This is a genomic window from Halomonas sp. BC04 (genome assembly GCF_000568385.1).
In genome coordinates, this window is the sequence record NZ_AZQX01000390.1 from 1 (window position 1) to 15,072 (window position 15,072).

The following is a 15,072-nucleotide window of genomic DNA, read 5'->3' on the forward strand; positions in this document are numbered from 1 at the left end:
TTATATTATAACTTTATTGGAATGCTTCATTTGACTGCCAGTAAAGCATATCGTTTCTCCGACTGTCGAGACAGCCGGCTTCATGATAGGCGATGGGCGAGTGCGCCAATCACGAACCGGCATGGAAATGATCGTGGCGATTCGTGATTTTTAGAAATATCAATCGGTTATGGGGAAAGAAACGTCGAATCTGACGAGGGTCGGCTTTCAATCCAGGTTGACTGCGGTTGTTGGATTCAAGTATCCGGCGCATTGATGATCAGTAGCGGAATATTGATATGATGCAGTACATCTTCTGTTACGCTGCCTTTCAATAAATGCTTTACCCCCGTGCGGCCATGACTGGCCATGGCGATCAGCGCTACACTTTTCTGCTCCGCTATAAAAATGATTTCTTCTACTGGTTTTCCAAAATGTATCGCTACTGAGACGGTATATCCTTTCTCCTCCAGGTAGTCGATATCCCCCTGTAGTTCTTCCCTTAGCTGCACCCTGAGGTCCTCCCAGGCCTCCTCCTTTTGGATTGCCTGCGCACCAGGGTTTTGTACCCGCGGATCGACAGCCTGGTAGGGAATTAAATCGCCACTCATGATCATGGGTCGATTGGATAGGTTCGTGGTGTCAAAACTGCTGGAGGGAACGCTCTTGGCTCGAAGGATGATGACCTCGAATGCCCCAGCGTCACAGAAGTGACACACATGGGGCAGGATTGTCCGACTAGTATCGGAACCATCAAGCGGTATGAGAACTTTTTCCTTTTCCATCGTTGGCCTCGACTTTCAGAGAGTAATGAGCTCAGGCGGCAGCGGGTTGCACGAATGCTGCCAACGAGAACAGGAAACCGGAGATCGCGAAGGCCGAGCAGAATGCCCAGTGAAACCAGTTGCGACCCGTGCGATTTCGCTTGATGGCCTGGCTCACGGCGATATAGCTGAAGAGTGCGGAGAGCACGATCATCCATAGCATGGCAGATATCTCCTCGGTGCGGTTGGCTGTCTATGCCAGATTAAATGGATTCACAGGCCAAAAAGATCAGCCTTGGGCGGCATTCCCAGCTCGTCAACGATGTCGTACACCGTCTTGAGCAGTTCCCTGGATGGATACTCTCCCTGGCAGGCCTCCAGCATTGTCTCAACTTGATGCTCGTTGTTGCCGCTTGCCACTAGTGAGGTCACGGCATCATGGGCGAGGGCGAATTGCAGCGCAAAGGTTGTCCAGGAGACTTCGGGATCGCCTATCCTCTCGCGGATTCTTTCCAGAAGGGCGTAGCGTGAATCCCAACCCGCTCGGCGCTTGATATCGTTCTCAGGCAGACTGTCCCGGTTGATTCTCTTGTCCGTCAGCATGCCCTGGAGCAGGGGACGAATGGCAAGAAATCCCTTGCCCTCACGCTCCAGGCGATCGAGGATTTCCAGGGCCTCGGGCTCGATGAGGTTCAGGAAGTGGGCAACACCTTCGTAGGCGCCACTGTCGAGAGCGGCCTGGGCATAGCCCATGGTGTGGGGAAAAGTGATCAGGTGGCCGACCTTGCCTTCCTGCTTGAGTTCGGCAAAGGTTTCCTGAAGTGGCCCGATGATCTCCGGCAGGGCCTCGATGCGCCGTTGATCGCCGGCTTCGGCATAGGCCTCTACCTTGGGCACATGGGGCCCACGCTGCAGATGCTGAACGATGGCGATCCGATCGGTATGCAGGTCACGCAATGCCTCTTCCACGTCATTGCGCAGCACCTTGGGATCGAACTCCCCTTCTTCGTAGTCGGGGCTGGTCATCTTGATGATGTGGTGAATATCCTTACGCTGGGGGTGATCGGCCAGAATCTCGCTGAGCATCCAGCGAGTACCGTAGTCACCACTCGAGTGGATACAGTTCACGCCACCGCTCAGGGCGGCTTCGACGGCACGACGACCGTTGCGGTTCTGTTGTTCGGCTTCTTGCCTGGTCGGCTCGCCAGGTAGTGTCACGTGATCCGCCGTGCTGGTAAAACGCATGGCCCCGAAGCAGATTTCCGATAGTACGAGGTCGGTATTGCCGAATTTTCTATAACGCATAGGGATACCACTCTCTCTGGTTGTTATTCTCTACCTCGTCAGGACGAAGTAGGGAGTAATCGCGGGCTGTATGGATTGTTGGCGATGGCATCAAGGCATAGGAGCCGGGTCGCCATCGGTACCCACCGAAAACACGTCGTAGTCCCGAATGCCTGCTTCACGTTGGCCGGTAATGCCTACCCAGCCATTGGCACCGACGCTGTCGGGTTCGATATTGCTCACCTCGTAATGCCACCAGTCGGGTTCGCTGACTTCTCCACTGCCATCCCACGCCTTGGCGCGGGCATGCAAGGTGCCATCCTTTGCGAAGACCTGCAGACGCAGCCAGAACCATTGGTCCGGTGCCCAAGGAAAGAAACTCTCACCCCAGATTCTGGCCACTCCGTGAGGCCGCTCAGGGCCTCTATCTCTTTCGCCCTGTGGGTTGTAGGCGATCAAGAACAAGGTCTGGCGCAATTCCAGCTTGGCCGGCTCGTACTCGACCAGGCTGTGATTGGCGCCCTTGAAGAATTCGCAGGTTACCCCCTGTTCAGTGCCGCGCTCACCCTGGCCATCTCCACGTGCGATGACGCCAAAGCGCGAGTCAGCGCTGCTTGAACGCAGACGGGTGAGAATCTCGTAGCAGGATGAACCGCGAGGTACACGTTCCCAGGCCCAGGCGCGCCGGTTGTTGGTGTCGATGTGGTGCCGTAGTACCTTGCCGCCCACGGCGTCGGGTACCTCGTGAATCTCGAGGCGGTGGCCGCCCGGTATCCAGGCATCTCGCCAATCCTCGGGGGCCTTGTTCACCGAGTAATCGGAGAAGTCGGTAAAATACTGTGCCATGGATGATGTCCTCAAGTGATCGAAGGAGCCGACTGCAACAGGCCGTAGGGGGCGATTGCAGACGATGACCGCTCAATGAGCGCAGGCGTGGCCAGTCAAGGATGATCGAAGTCTTCAATGAAGCGGTCGATCTCTTCGTCGGATACTTCGCTTGGAGCAATGACACCGAATAATGCGCCTACCTTGATTTCATCACCTTCCGCAGCGAGTTTGCGTCGCAATACACCGCTTGCCGGCGCTTCATAGGTGTTGTTGATTTTCTCAGTCTCGATATCGACGATCTCATCGCCTTTCTCGACACTAGCCCCTTCGGTGACATGCCAAGCGGCAATGCAGCCATCCTGCATCGACAGGCCCCATTTGGGCAGGGTCAGGGCAATTATCTGGTCTGCCATCACTTGCCCTCCACGAGTGATTTCGCCGTATCACGGATCCGTTCTACTGACGGAATGTAGTGAACCTCCAGCGCCGGTGAAAAAGGTACCGGCGTATGCGGAGGAGAGACCACGCGGATCGGCCCCTTGAGGGCGTCGAAGGCCTTCTCGGCTACCAGCGCAGAGATATCGGTTCCGACATTGCATCGCGGCGAGGCTTCATCAACGACAACCAGGCGCCCGGTCCGGCGCACGCTGGCCAGAATCGCCTCCTCATCGAGGGGGGAAGTTGTGCGAGGGTCCAGAACCGTGCACTGAATCCCTTGATCGGCGAGCTGTTCGGCCGCTTCATTGGCCAGCTTCACCATCCGCCCCAAGGCCACGATGGTCACGTCATCCCCCTCACGGACCAGGTTCGCCTCACCGAAGGGGATCGTATAAGGCTCATCGGGAACCTCGCCCTTGTCGTCATACATGAACTTGTGTTCAAAGAAGATCACCGGATCGTCATCACGAATGGCTTGAGTCAACAACCCCTTGGCTTCATAGGGAGAAGAGGGAATTACCACCTTGATGCCCGGCACATGCGTGAAGATAGGATAGAGACACTGGCTATGCTGCGCCGCCGCACTGAGACCCGCACCGTACATGGTGCGAATCACCATAGGGGTCTTGGCCTTGCCGCCAAACATGTAGCGGAACTTCGCTGCCTGGTTCAGCACCTGATCGAAGCAGGTTCCCATGAAGTCAACGAACATCAGCTCGGCGACCGGTCGCGTACCGGTAGCAGCGGCACCTGCTGCCGCCCCGATATAGGCCATCTCGCTGATTGGCGTATCCATGACACGATCGCGTCCGAATTCGGGGGCGAGCCCCTTGGTAACCCCGAGAACGCCACCCCAGGCGTCCTGGTCCCCAGGTGCCCCATTCCACCGACAATATCTTCACCGATCACGAAGACCGTAGGGTCACGACGCATCTCGTCACGCAGGGCCTCATTGATGGCTTGGCGAAAGCTTTTCCTGGACATGGTGCCCCCTCAATAGGATACGTAGACGTCGGTGTGGAGATCCGCTTCCCGCGGTGGTTCGGCCTGGCGGGCATCGTCCACCGATTGCTTGATCAGTGAGGCGATCTCCGCGTCGATCTGCTCGAGGTCGGAAGCAGCTATGCCGTGCTCGCTGGTCAAGTCGGTACGAAAGCGAACCAGGCAGTCCTTGGTCTCCTTGACCTTGTCCAGCTCCCCCTTGCCGCGATAGGTGGTGGCATCGCCCTCGAAGTGACCATAGTACCGATAGAGCTTGATATGCAGGACCTGAGGCCCGCCACCGTTGCGTGCCTGGTCGATCGCCGCCCCCGCTGCCTGGTGAACGTCGAAGAAGTCGAAGCCATCCACCAGGGTAGTGGGGATATCGAAACCTGCGGCACGTTTTGTCATGCTGCCGGCTACCGACCAGGCACTGGCGGTGGCTTGACCGTACTCGTTGTCCTCGATGGCAAAGATCACCGGCAGGTTGAAGACCTTGGCCATGTTCATGGCCTCCATGGTGGAGCCCTCATTGATGGCGCCGTCGCCCAGAAAGGAGACCACCACACCATTGGTCTTCAGCATTCTGGCGCTGAGGGCGGCGCCACAAGCCAATGGCGGGCCACCACCGACGATACCGTTGGCACCCATCATGCCCTTGTCCAGATCGGCGATATGCATGGAGCCACCCTTGCCAAGGCATAGGCCCGTGCGCTTGCCGTAGAGTTCCGCCATCATTGCAGGGACATCGCACCCCTTGGCAATGGCGTGACCATGGCCGCGGTGGGTGCTGGTGATGTAATCCTCATCATTGAGATGCCGGCAGATTCCGACGCCGGATGCTTCTTCACCTGCATAAAGGTGAGCAAAGCCCGGGATTTCACCTCTGGCAAATACTTCGTGAACCTTCTCTTCAAAGGCCCGGATGGTCGACATGCTGCGATAGGCGTCGAGCAGCTCGGTTCTATCGAGTGGCATGGACTATTCCTCTTGTTGTCATGCTAAACCGCCGGCTTATCTCAGATCAGGGCCGGCGGCCGCTACGCTGAGGCATGGGGTCATGCCGTCTCAGGCATTTCACGCAATTCCAACTTGTAGCCGGTAGGGTCTACGGCAAAGGCGATACGCATCCCGTTTTGCATGGTCTTGGGCAACAGCGAGAACTCGACGCCACGCGACTTCCACTCTTCATAGGTGTCATCGACACTCGCCACGTCGAAGGCCATGTGACCGTAGCCGTCGCCCAGGTCATAGGAGCGGCCATCATGGTTATAGGTCAGCTCGATCTCATGGCCACTCTTGGGGTCACGCAGGAAGGCGATGGTGGCGTCATTGCCGGGTAGTTCTTCCTTGGTAACGAATTCCAGCCCGATCTTCTTGGTATAGAATTCAATGGATTCATCGAGGTCTTCGACACGAATCATGGTGTGTACGAGTCGCATTTTACGCTCCTTATGTTGTTTGCATTTTAGGAATCGGCGCTACTTGATATTATCGTTGGCCCACTTCTTATGAACGGCCAATGCCATCAAGCGGCGGTCACGCCACTGCTGGCGAGCCTTGTGCTGATCCATCGGCACCCGCTCGCGAAAACTCTTGTCGATGTAGTCCAGTAGCGGGCCGGCCCAGGGCATAAGGTCGCGCTGCTCCATGGCGATATTGCGGTTCATGGCCTCGTACTTTTCGGCGTATTCGCGAAACCCATTGGGCGCGTTGAGGTCGCCAACTTCCAGCGGACCGATGAACGACCACCTCTGGCTGATGCCTTCCGACATCGCCTTGTCCACGTCCTCGGGAGACACCACGCCCATCGCGACAAGGCGAAACGCCTCTTGGAGGATTGGCGACTGGAAGCGGTTCATGATGAAGCCGGTGACCTCCTTGTGCAGGGTGATGGGGGACATGCCCATGGCTTCGAGGCGCTCTCGGGTCTTCTGCGTCACTTCAGGGTCTGTCCAGGGCGCTGGGACCAGTTCGAGAATCGTGACTACATAGGGGGGATTGGTGGGATGGACGATCATGCAGCGATGACGGCCCTCGAGCTCCTCGGTGAACTTGGAGGTGACAATGGAAGAGGACGAGCTGGCCAGTACCGCATCCTTGGGAGCGATCTTGTCGAGCTTGGTGAACAGCTCACGTTTTAGTTCCAGCACTTCCGGGGCGTTTTCCTGGACATGGATCGCTCCTTCGACGGCTTCCTCCATGGTCTTGACCGGGACCATCCGGCTCATCACATCATCGGTGGTGCGATCGTTGAGCAGACCATTCTGCTCAAGGTCGGCTACCGTCTCGCGCATCAGGGGTATGGCTGCATCGGCTACGCCATCCTTGGGGTCATAAAGGGTGACTTCATAGCCTCCGCGTGAGAAGCAGATCGCGAAGGCCCGTCCGATGATACCGCTGCCGATCATTGCAACACGTTCCGTCATGATGATTCTCCTGTCTATTGACTTGTCAGTTAATTGGGCTGTGTATCTTCTCGGTGAATGGACCCGGTTAGCGATTGACGACCCTTGGGTCCAGCAGGGTATAGAGCATATCGGCCAGCAGGTTTAGACCAATGTAGAGTGCTGCAACAGTCGTCAAGCCTGCCGCCACTACGGGTATGTCGAGCATGCGGATGGAGTCCATCAGCAGGCGTCCGAAGCCGGGCCAGGCAAAGACTGTCTCGATCACCATCGAGCCGGCGAGTATCCAGCCAAACTGCAGGGCATAGAGTGTGATGTAGGGGATCAGTGCATTGCGAAGGGCATGCACATAGATCACTTTGGTTTCGCTGAGCCCCTTGGCTCGAGCGGTACGCACATAGTCCTCATTGATCACCTCCAGCACGGTGGAGCGCATCATCCGTGTCAGGTAGGCCATGGGCATCAGCGACAGGATAACCATGGGCATCAAGATGTAGCGTGCTTGTACCCAGATCGGCGAGCCCGGGTCGGCACGCCCCGAGGACGGCAGGATGCCCAGGTAGGACGAGAAAAACAGAATGGCCATGATGCCCACCCAGAAGTTGGGTGCGGCCTGTCCGATCAGTGCCACGAAGCGGGCCACATAGTCGATCCAGGAGTTTCGGTGCACGGCGCTGATCACCCCGACGGGTATCGAGACGAGAGCGGCGAGCAACATGGCGGGAAGGGCCAGCTCCGCTGAGCGAAGTAGTCGTTCGCCTATGATCGGCACCACATCGATGCGGTGGCGGTAGGAGACGCCGAAGTCCAGCTGTACGGCATTGCGCATGAATTCGAAATACTGCACGATCAGCGGGCGATCGAAGCCTAGCGATACCCGGTAGGCTTCCAGGACCTCTGCCGACGCATCTGGGCCGACATACATCAGCGCCGGATCGCCGATGACGAACATCATCAGAAAGGCCAGGGTCAGGGCGGCCAGGATCACGATCAGGCCCTGCACCAGGCGGTTGGCTAAATAGAACATCGAAGGCGCTCCCGGGAATCAGTCTTGTTATGGTGGCCAAGGGGCAACCGGCTTGAGGCCGGCTGCCCCATGACGGGTTACTCCTTCACGTAGATGGAGGCCCAGTCTTCCAGCAGCATTGACGGATGCGGGTAGTAGCCACCGATACGCTCGTTGAGCCCCATGGGGATCGGCATCAGGTAGGTGTAGAGCCAGGGCGGATCCTCGTGGAGAATCTCCTGCATGGCATAGTTGAGCTCCTGGCGACGGTCCTCGTCGATGGTGGAGGAGAGCTCCGCATACATGTCCTCCCACTCCTGGTAGCGATCGCTATAGGTGGCCCAGTGGGTGGAGTTGGTCTGACGACCATCGTGCACCGCCCACATGTCGGTCTCCGGCGTATTCTCTGCCGCCGACCAGGCGAAGGCATGCACGCTCAGGGTGCGGGCCGCCCAACGCTCGCGTACAACGCTCCAGTCGAGCTGACGCACCTCGCCAACGTTGACCCCGATGGCGCTCCAGTAGGCCGCGGCGATCTCGGCGTAGTTGAAGGATTCGGGCGTCATGACATCGATGGTGTCGATGGTGAAGCCTTCCGGGTAACCCGCCTCGGCAAGCAGTTCCATTGCCCTTTCGAGGTCGAACGGGTACGGATCCAGATCAGGATTGACGTTCGGCGGGTTGACCACATTGACCATTTGCAGGTCCTGGTTGCCGAAGGCCAGGGCATCGATCATCTCCTCACGGTCGATGGCATAGTTCAGCGCCTGCCGCACGCGTGGATCACGCAGCTCCTCGTACATGTCCATGTTGAAGCCGAGCATGCCACGCACCAGGCTGGGGCCGACTATAGTGGTCACCCCTTCGGCGTTTTCAGCCGAGTCGACCAGGTCGGGACGGAGGCGAATGATATCGACATTGCCGTCGATCAGTTCGGCCAGCGCCGTGGACTCCTCGGGAATATTGCGGAAGACCAGTTGATTGACATTGCTGTTGTCGTGCCAGCCCCAGTAGTCATCGTGGCGATCAAGGATCACTCGGTCATCGGCACGGTACTCGTTCAGGCTGAACGGTCCTGTACCCATGGGCTGGAAACGCATGTCATCGATCTCGTCGATGGCCTGGTAATGGCCGGGCTCCAGGATGAAGGCGCCGTTGCGTGACAGTTGGCTGGGGAGAATTGGTGCCGGCTCAGTGGTGTGAATGATCACCTCATGATCGTTGACGATCTCCACATAATCGATCGGTACGTCCAGGAATTTGTCCCCGCTGGGGAAGCCTTCTTCATGCACCCTTTCGATGCTGTACTTGACGGCTTCCGCGGTGAACGGTTCACCGTTATGGAAGGTGACACCCTCGCGCAACTTGAAGCGCCAGGCATTCTCGCCTTCGACTGGCTCCCACTCGGTGGCCAGGGCGGGTCTCAGGCCGCTCTTTTCCCCCTCGGGCGCGCCGGGCATCGAAGTCCCAGACCAGCGGCTCGAACATGGCTTTCGAGACCATCTGTTCCGAGTAATTGACGTTCATCACCGGGTCACCGATAACGTCGATGGTTTCGTAGAGCACATAGGTGACGGTATTGGCTTGGGCTTGAACTGCACCGGCAATGGCGGTTAGTGCCAGTGACGGGATGAGCGCGCGGCGTATTATCTTGGATGGCATTTTCATTGTTGTCTCCAGACTGTTTGGTGTTGTGGGAAAATCTTGTAGCTAAACCTCCTATTCCGCTTTGACATCGAAGTGATCCCGCACCCAATCCCCGAGGAGATTGAAGGCAAGGACGGTGAAGGTAATGGCCAGACCGGGGAAGAGGGCGAACCACCAGTTGCGCAGCATGATATTGCGCGCATCGGCGATCATGTTGCCCCAGGTGGGTATCGCCGGAGGGATGCCCAGGCCGAAAAAGCTCAGTGAGGCCTCGTAATAGATGGCGATGGCCAGGGTGAAGCTGGCTACCACAAGCATCGAGGCCAGCGCGTTAGGTAGCACATGCTTGAAGATCAGGCGCACATTACCGGCTCCCAGCGCCCGTGAGGCCTGAACGTATTCTGTTTCCCTGACCTTGATGACTTCAGAGCGCACGATACGGGCGTAATAGGCCCACTGGGTCAAGGCGATAACGAAGATCAGCTCGATCACCCCCGAGCCGATCAGGGCCATGACGATCAGGCCGATCAGCAGGCTGGGGAAAGCCAGCTGAAGATCTGCCAGACGCATGATCACGGCGTCCATCCAGCGGCCGAAGAAGCCGCTGATCAGGCCCATGAAGATGCCGACAAGGCCGCTGGCAATGACGGCTGACACAGCAACCGTCAAGGTCATCTGCGAGGCGAAGATAAGGCGGCTGAGGATGTCACGGCCGAGGGCGTCCGTCCCCAGCAAGTACATGGGGTTGGAGTTGGCATCTGTCCAGACCGGCCAGAGCATCCTGTTGCTGATGTCGATCCCCTGAGGGTCATGCGGCGCGATCCACTGGGCAGTCAGCGCGATGAGAACCATCAAGAGAAGAAAAATGGCTGACCCGAATGCTGCCTTGGAGCGATACAGAGATCGCAAAGCATCCTTCCACAAGCTGCGCTTGGCGGCGACGACCTGCATGTCCTTACGCTCACTAGAGGGTGGTTGCTGGGATGATGCAGCGGTTGTTGTCATTGTCTGAACTCCCGTTCATTTCATTCCGGCTAAAATCAGCGATGTATGCAGGCCTTGAAATGCCCTGGACTCGTCTCTTCCAGCGGCGGTACGACCTCGGCACACTCCTTGGTAGCGATAGGGCAGCGGGTACGGAACACGCAGCCGGATGGGGGGCTGATCGGGCTGGGAATGTCCCCCTTGAGAATGATGCGGCTCTTGTCATGGCGGCGACGCGGGTCGGGAACCGGCATCGCTGAAAGAAGTGATTGAGTGTACGGATGGGTCGGATTGGAATAGAGCTTGTCGGCTGGCGCCATTTCCATGACTTTGCAAGGTAGAGCACGATGACCTTGTCACAGGCATGCTCGACCACCCCCAGGTCGTGGGAGATCATCAGCATCGAGAAGTTGTACTCTTCCTTGAGATCCTGCAGCAGGTTGAGTACCTGGGCCTGGACCGAGACGTCCAGTGCCGAGACAGGCTCGTCGGCAACCAGCAGCCGTGGACTGACCGCCAAGGCTCGGGCGATGCCGATACGCTGGCGCTGGCCACCGGAGAATTCGTGGGGGTGGCGATTGACGTGGGCAGCACCCAGCCCGACGGTCTCGAGCAGTTTGGCAATGCGCTCGTTACGCTCGGCCATGCTGTACATGCGGTGGACATCCAGGCCTTCACGGATGATCGGGCCGACCTTCATGCGCGGGTTCAGGCTGCCGTAGGGATCCTGGAAGATGATCTGGATGGCCTTGCGCATGGCCATCAATTCCTTGCCTTCCGCGGTGGCCACGTCGGTTTCACCGAATTCCATGCTGCCCGAAGTTGGGTCGATGAGACGCATGATCATGCGTCCGATGGTGGTCTTGCCGGAACCGGACTCGCCGACCAGGCCAACGACCTCGCCCTTGTTGACGGTGAAGGAGACGTCGTCGATGGCCTTGACCACACGCCGGTTTTTCTTGAAGAAGGTCTTGCCGACCGGGAAGTACTTCTTCAGGTTGGAGACTCGCAGGACAACTTCTTGCGGCAGCTCGCTACCCATGAGGTCTTGCTTGATGGCCGTATTTTCCATGATCAAGACCTCCCCGCGTTGATGTCACTCTCGATTTCCTTCCAGCGCACACAGCGCACTCGATGGTCGCCACCGATGGATTCCAGCGGTGGTACCTGTTTCGTGCAGATATCCTTGGCGTATTGACAGCGGGGCTCGAAGCTGCAGCCTGGCGGAAGGTTCATGGGGCTTGGCACATTGCCGGGGATGGCCACCAGGCGATCCTTCTTGCCCTGTTTGTTGCCGCTCCAGGAGGGAATGGAGTTGAGCAGGCCCTTGGTGTACGGCATGGTCGGTCGCTCATAGATGTCGAAAACACCGGACTCCTCCACGGCACGGCCGGTGTACATCACCACCACCCGATCGGCCATCTCCGCTACCACCGCCAGGTCATGGGTGATGAACAGGATGCTGGTGCCAATCTCCTTCTGCAGGTTGCGCATCAGGTCGAGGATCTGTGCCTGTATGGTCACGTCGAGCGCTGTGGTCGGCTCGTCGGCAATCAGTAGCCTTGGGTTACAGGAGAGAGCGATGGCGATCATCACACGCTGGCGCATGCCGCCGGACAGCTGGTGCGGATACTCCTTGGCGCGCTGGGCGGGCTCCGGAATGCTGACCAGATCGAGCATTTCGACGGCCTTTTTCCAGGCGGCTTTCTTGTCGAGCTTCTGGTGCAGGGCGACCGCCTCGGCGATCTGGTAACCACAAGTGAAAACCGGGTTGAGGCTGGTCATCGGCTCCTGGAAGATCATCGAGATGCGATTTCCACGCAGGGCATGGCGCTTCTGCTTTTCCATCTTGACCAGGTCATCACCTTCGAACAGCAGCTCGCCCCCGGCGACATAACCCTTGCCCTTGGGCAGCAGATCCATGATGGCCAGGCTAGTGACCGATTTGCCCGAGCCGGATTCGCCGACCACGGCCAGGGTTTCACCCTCGTTGATGTCGAAACTGACGCCGTCGACGGCGGGAACGATGCCATCATCGGTCTTGAAGTGGACCTGCAGGTCCTTGACGCTGAGTAGCGGATTGTTACCTGTCATCGCGTTGAGCTCTCTCTAGCAGGAAAAGGGCAGCTCGCCCCCTTCAGTGGAGGCGGTAGGCTCGGGCTAGGGAATCAGGACGGCACGTCCCGGCACTCTTCCGTGATGCAGGTCATGAAGCGCCTGGTTGGCTTCTTCGAGGCGGTACTCCCGAGTCGCCAGCTCTACGGCACCGCGGTCGGCCAATGACATCAGCTCAACCAGTTCGGGGTAGGTGCCGACCAGGTTGCCGACGATGGTTCTTTCGGTAACGATCATGTCGATAGTCGGGATCTCGATCTTGCCCCCGTAACCGATGATGTAATAGAAGCCATTGGCACGGGTCATGGCGAGGCCCTTGCTCACTGCGTCACCCTCACCGACGAAGTCGAGAACGGCCTCGGCACCATGACCTCCGGTCAGCGACATCACGGCATCGACTTCGCCACCATCGGCTTTCACCACATGGTGTGCACCGCCCTGTTCGGCCAGCTTGAGGGCCGACTCGGCACGGTCGATGGCGATGATCTCGGCGCCACATAGCGCGGCCAGTACCTGTACGCCGATGTGTCCCAGACCGCCAACACCCAGCACCACCACCTTCTGGCCCGGCACCAAGTGGCGAGCGGCTTTCTTGGCTGCGTGGTAGGCGGTCAGGCCGGCATCGGTGTAGGGCGCCACATCCTTGGGTGCCAGCGTGGTGGGCAACTTGATCAGGGCACGTTCATTGGTATACAGGAAGTCGGCATAGCCACCCTGAGCATTGATGCCGGGAAAGCTGCTCTCTTCTGCGTGCATGTCGTTACCACGGCGGCAGGCCAGGCAGTGACCATTGGTGGCGAGCGGGTGACAGATCACAGGGTCGCCGGGCTTTACGCTGGTGACTCCGACGCCGACTGCCTCGACCCAGCCGGCATTCTCATGCCCCATGACGAAAGGCAATTCGATAGGAGCATGTTCACGCCAGATTCCTTCGATGATATGCAGGTCTGTGCGGCAGACACCGGCCCCGCCGATCTTCACAATCACATCGTCGGGTTTGATGATTTCGGGGTCAGGCCACTCTTCGTAGCTGACCAGATCCGGGCGTTCGATCTTCTCGTCGTAGGCATGAAGCACAGCGGCTTTCATTGCGCTCTCCTTGTGATTGTTGTCGTTGGCAAGGGTAGAGTTCTGAATATGTTGTCTGTAATTCGTGATTGGGCGCTTATCTGGTTATGTGGCAATTTCCGTGCCATGCGTTGCCGTTCAACGGTTTACTGAAATTCAGAATCCAATCCATGTATTCGGGTGTCGGTTTTCCTTGTGCAGAAAAGACACTTATGGACAGTTTCGGACACCTGGCGACATTCCTTGGCAGCCTAGGCGTTGACGACGCGCATTGGCTGGCGTTGCTGCCAGGCCTGAATGTTCTCGACCAATTGTTGGACGATACGCTGGCGCGCTTCACGGGCACCCCAGGCGGAGTGGGGCGTGACGATCAGGTTGGGAAGAGGCTGCAGCAGCAGTGGGCTGCTTTTGTCGGGCGGCTCGCCGTCTACGACATCTATGCCGGCACCACCGATTACTCCTCGTTGCAGGGCGTCGGCCAGAGCCGTTTCGTTGATCAATCCCCCGCGGGCTGTGTTGATCAGCAGTGCAGTGGACTTCATGTGGGCGAGTTCGTTGGTGCCGATCAGGTCACGGGTGGCGTCGGTGAGTGGGCAGTGCAGGCTGATCACGTCGGCTTTGGGAAGCAGTTCACTCAGAGGCTTTCGATCATCACTGGCTGTGCTGCCTGGCCTGGCGGCTGTTATCACCTCCATGCCGAAGGCCCTTGCCAGGTCGGCAACGCGGCCCCCGAGCGTGCCGTGTCCGACGATGACTAGCGTCTTTTCTGCAAGCTCCTGAATGGGATAATCCAGCAGGCAGAATTGCGTGCTGCGATGCCAGGCGCCTCGTTGAACGGCCTGATGGTAGTCGAACAGTCGGGTGGACAATGCCAGCATCAAGCAGAGAGCGTGCTGCGCTACTGAATCGGTGCCATAGCCTTGGCTATTGCATACCGTGATACCCAGGTCGCGACAGGCATCTAGATCGATATTGTTCACCCCGGTTGCCACTACGCAAATCAAGCGTGGCGGGTAAGCCTCCAGAGCCTCGCGTCCAAGCACGACCTTGTTGACGATGACAATGTCCTGGCCACGTAGTCGCTCCTTGACTTGTGCGGGTGTCGTCTGTGGGTAGGTGGTCAGATGCTCGACAACCGCTTCTACGGCTGTCAGATCCAGGTCGTTTCGGTCAAGGGATTCGCGGTCGAGAAAGACGGCATTCATGTGCATTTCCTGTGCTGAAGGATCAATGGATCAGCCAACCCATCCCTGCTAGTGATGCAGTTTTCAGGCCAGTATCTTTAATGCAATGAAAGCATTGGGTTACGGGTGGTTTCGTTCTTCAATTACCGCTGCCGGTGTCGCCAAGTGTCCAGTTGGTGTTGACAGCGTCGACATCTTTGAACACTTTCCGATGTCCGGGCTTGCTCAATCCCGGTTCTTGAGCCAAACTAGCTCTGCGTGTAAGGAAACGCTGTTTTTTAATTGGAGGTGCATCATGAAACTGCTAGCCATTCCCGCTGCTCTTTTGATCACCGGCGCTTCGCAACCGCAGCGCAGGCCCAATACCAGACGCCGATGTATCCTGA

16 protein-coding genes and 1 pseudogene are annotated in these 15,072 nt (G+C 58.0%); all 17 read right to left on the reverse strand.

The window, feature by feature from the left end:
* Window positions 1-236 precede the first annotated feature (236 nt).
* Window positions 237-764: a universal stress protein gene (locus tag Q427_RS26040; protein ID WP_043518356.1), complete on the reverse strand. Its 528-nt coding sequence runs from the start codon at window positions 762-764 to the stop codon at window positions 237-239.
* 31 nt (window positions 765-795) lie between these two features.
* Window positions 796-966 (reverse strand): hypothetical protein, encoded by a 171-nt coding sequence (locus Q427_RS31710; RefSeq protein ID WP_155833700.1) that lies wholly within the window; start codon window positions 964-966, stop codon window positions 796-798.
* A gap of 50 nt (window positions 967-1,016) precedes the next feature.
* Entirely contained in the window at window positions 1,017-2,048 is a 1,032-nt protein-coding gene (locus tag Q427_RS26045) for an aldo/keto reductase (RefSeq protein ID WP_043518358.1), read from the reverse strand.
* Between the two features lie 90 nt (window positions 2,049-2,138).
* A complete protein-coding gene (locus Q427_RS26050; RefSeq protein ID WP_043518359.1) occupies window positions 2,139-2,873 on the reverse strand; it encodes a hypothetical protein in 735 nt (244 codons plus the stop codon).
* A gap of 95 nt (window positions 2,874-2,968) precedes the next feature.
* The gene (locus Q427_RS26055) at window positions 2,969-3,268 is read right to left on the reverse strand and encodes a biotin/lipoyl-containing protein (RefSeq protein WP_043518360.1); all 300 of its coding nucleotides are present in this window, start codon (window positions 3,266-3,268) and stop codon (window positions 2,969-2,971) included.
* On the reverse strand, window positions 3,268-3,723 hold the full coding sequence (locus Q427_RS35750) for a transketolase C-terminal domain-containing protein (RefSeq protein ID WP_331280711.1): 456 nt from the start codon (window positions 3,721-3,723) through the stop codon (window positions 3,268-3,270). Before Q427_RS35750 ends, Q427_RS26055 begins: the two co-directional genes overlap by 1 nt.
* A gap of 54 nt (window positions 3,724-3,777) precedes the next feature.
* Window positions 3,778-4,104: pseudogene (locus Q427_RS35755) on the reverse strand (alpha-ketoacid dehydrogenase subunit beta); the annotation flags it as partial.
* A gap of 182 nt (window positions 4,105-4,286) precedes the next feature.
* The gene (locus Q427_RS26065) at window positions 4,287-5,252 is read right to left on the reverse strand and encodes a thiamine pyrophosphate-dependent dehydrogenase E1 component subunit alpha (protein ID WP_043518361.1); all 966 of its coding nucleotides are present in this window, start codon (window positions 5,250-5,252) and stop codon (window positions 4,287-4,289) included.
* An 80-nt stretch (window positions 5,253-5,332) separates the two neighbouring features.
* Window positions 5,333-5,716, reverse strand: a complete 384-nt coding sequence (locus Q427_RS26070) for a VOC family protein (protein WP_043518362.1) — start codon at window positions 5,714-5,716, stop codon at window positions 5,333-5,335.
* 39 nt (window positions 5,717-5,755) lie between these two features.
* Window positions 5,756-6,703, reverse strand: a complete 948-nt coding sequence (locus Q427_RS26075) for a 3-hydroxyacyl-CoA dehydrogenase (protein WP_043518363.1) — start codon at window positions 6,701-6,703, stop codon at window positions 5,756-5,758.
* Window positions 6,704-6,770: 67 nt separating this feature from the next.
* A complete protein-coding gene (locus tag Q427_RS26080; protein WP_043518364.1) occupies window positions 6,771-7,709 on the reverse strand; it encodes an ABC transporter permease in 939 nt (312 codons plus the stop codon).
* Between the two features lie 77 nt (window positions 7,710-7,786).
* Complete coding sequence (locus tag Q427_RS26085) at window positions 7,787-9,148, reverse strand: ABC transporter substrate-binding protein (protein WP_043518365.1); 1,362 nt, start codon at window positions 9,146-9,148, stop codon at window positions 7,787-7,789.
* Between the two features lie 259 nt (window positions 9,149-9,407).
* On the reverse strand, window positions 9,408-10,340 hold the full coding sequence (locus Q427_RS26090) for an ABC transporter permease (RefSeq protein ID WP_051496728.1): 933 nt from the start codon (window positions 10,338-10,340) through the stop codon (window positions 9,408-9,410).
* Entirely contained in the window at window positions 10,300-11,391 is a 1,092-nt protein-coding gene (locus Q427_RS37205; RefSeq protein WP_442905583.1) for an ATP-binding cassette domain-containing protein, read from the reverse strand. Before Q427_RS37205 ends, Q427_RS26090 begins: the two co-directional genes overlap by 41 nt.
* Window positions 11,392-11,393: 2 nt before the next feature.
* Window positions 11,394-12,413 carry an ABC transporter ATP-binding protein gene (locus Q427_RS26100; protein WP_043518367.1) on the reverse strand — a complete coding sequence of 340 codons (1,020 nt, stop codon included), beginning with the start codon at window positions 12,411-12,413 and terminating at the stop codon, window positions 11,394-11,396.
* Between the two features lie 66 nt (window positions 12,414-12,479).
* Entirely contained in the window at window positions 12,480-13,523 is a 1,044-nt protein-coding gene (locus Q427_RS26105) for an NAD(P)-dependent alcohol dehydrogenase (protein ID WP_043518368.1), read from the reverse strand.
* 230 nt (window positions 13,524-13,753) lie between these two features.
* Window positions 13,754-14,707 (reverse strand): 2-hydroxyacid dehydrogenase, encoded by a 954-nt coding sequence (locus tag Q427_RS26110; protein ID WP_043518369.1) that lies wholly within the window; start codon window positions 14,705-14,707, stop codon window positions 13,754-13,756.
* Window positions 14,708-15,072 lie beyond the last annotated feature (365 nt).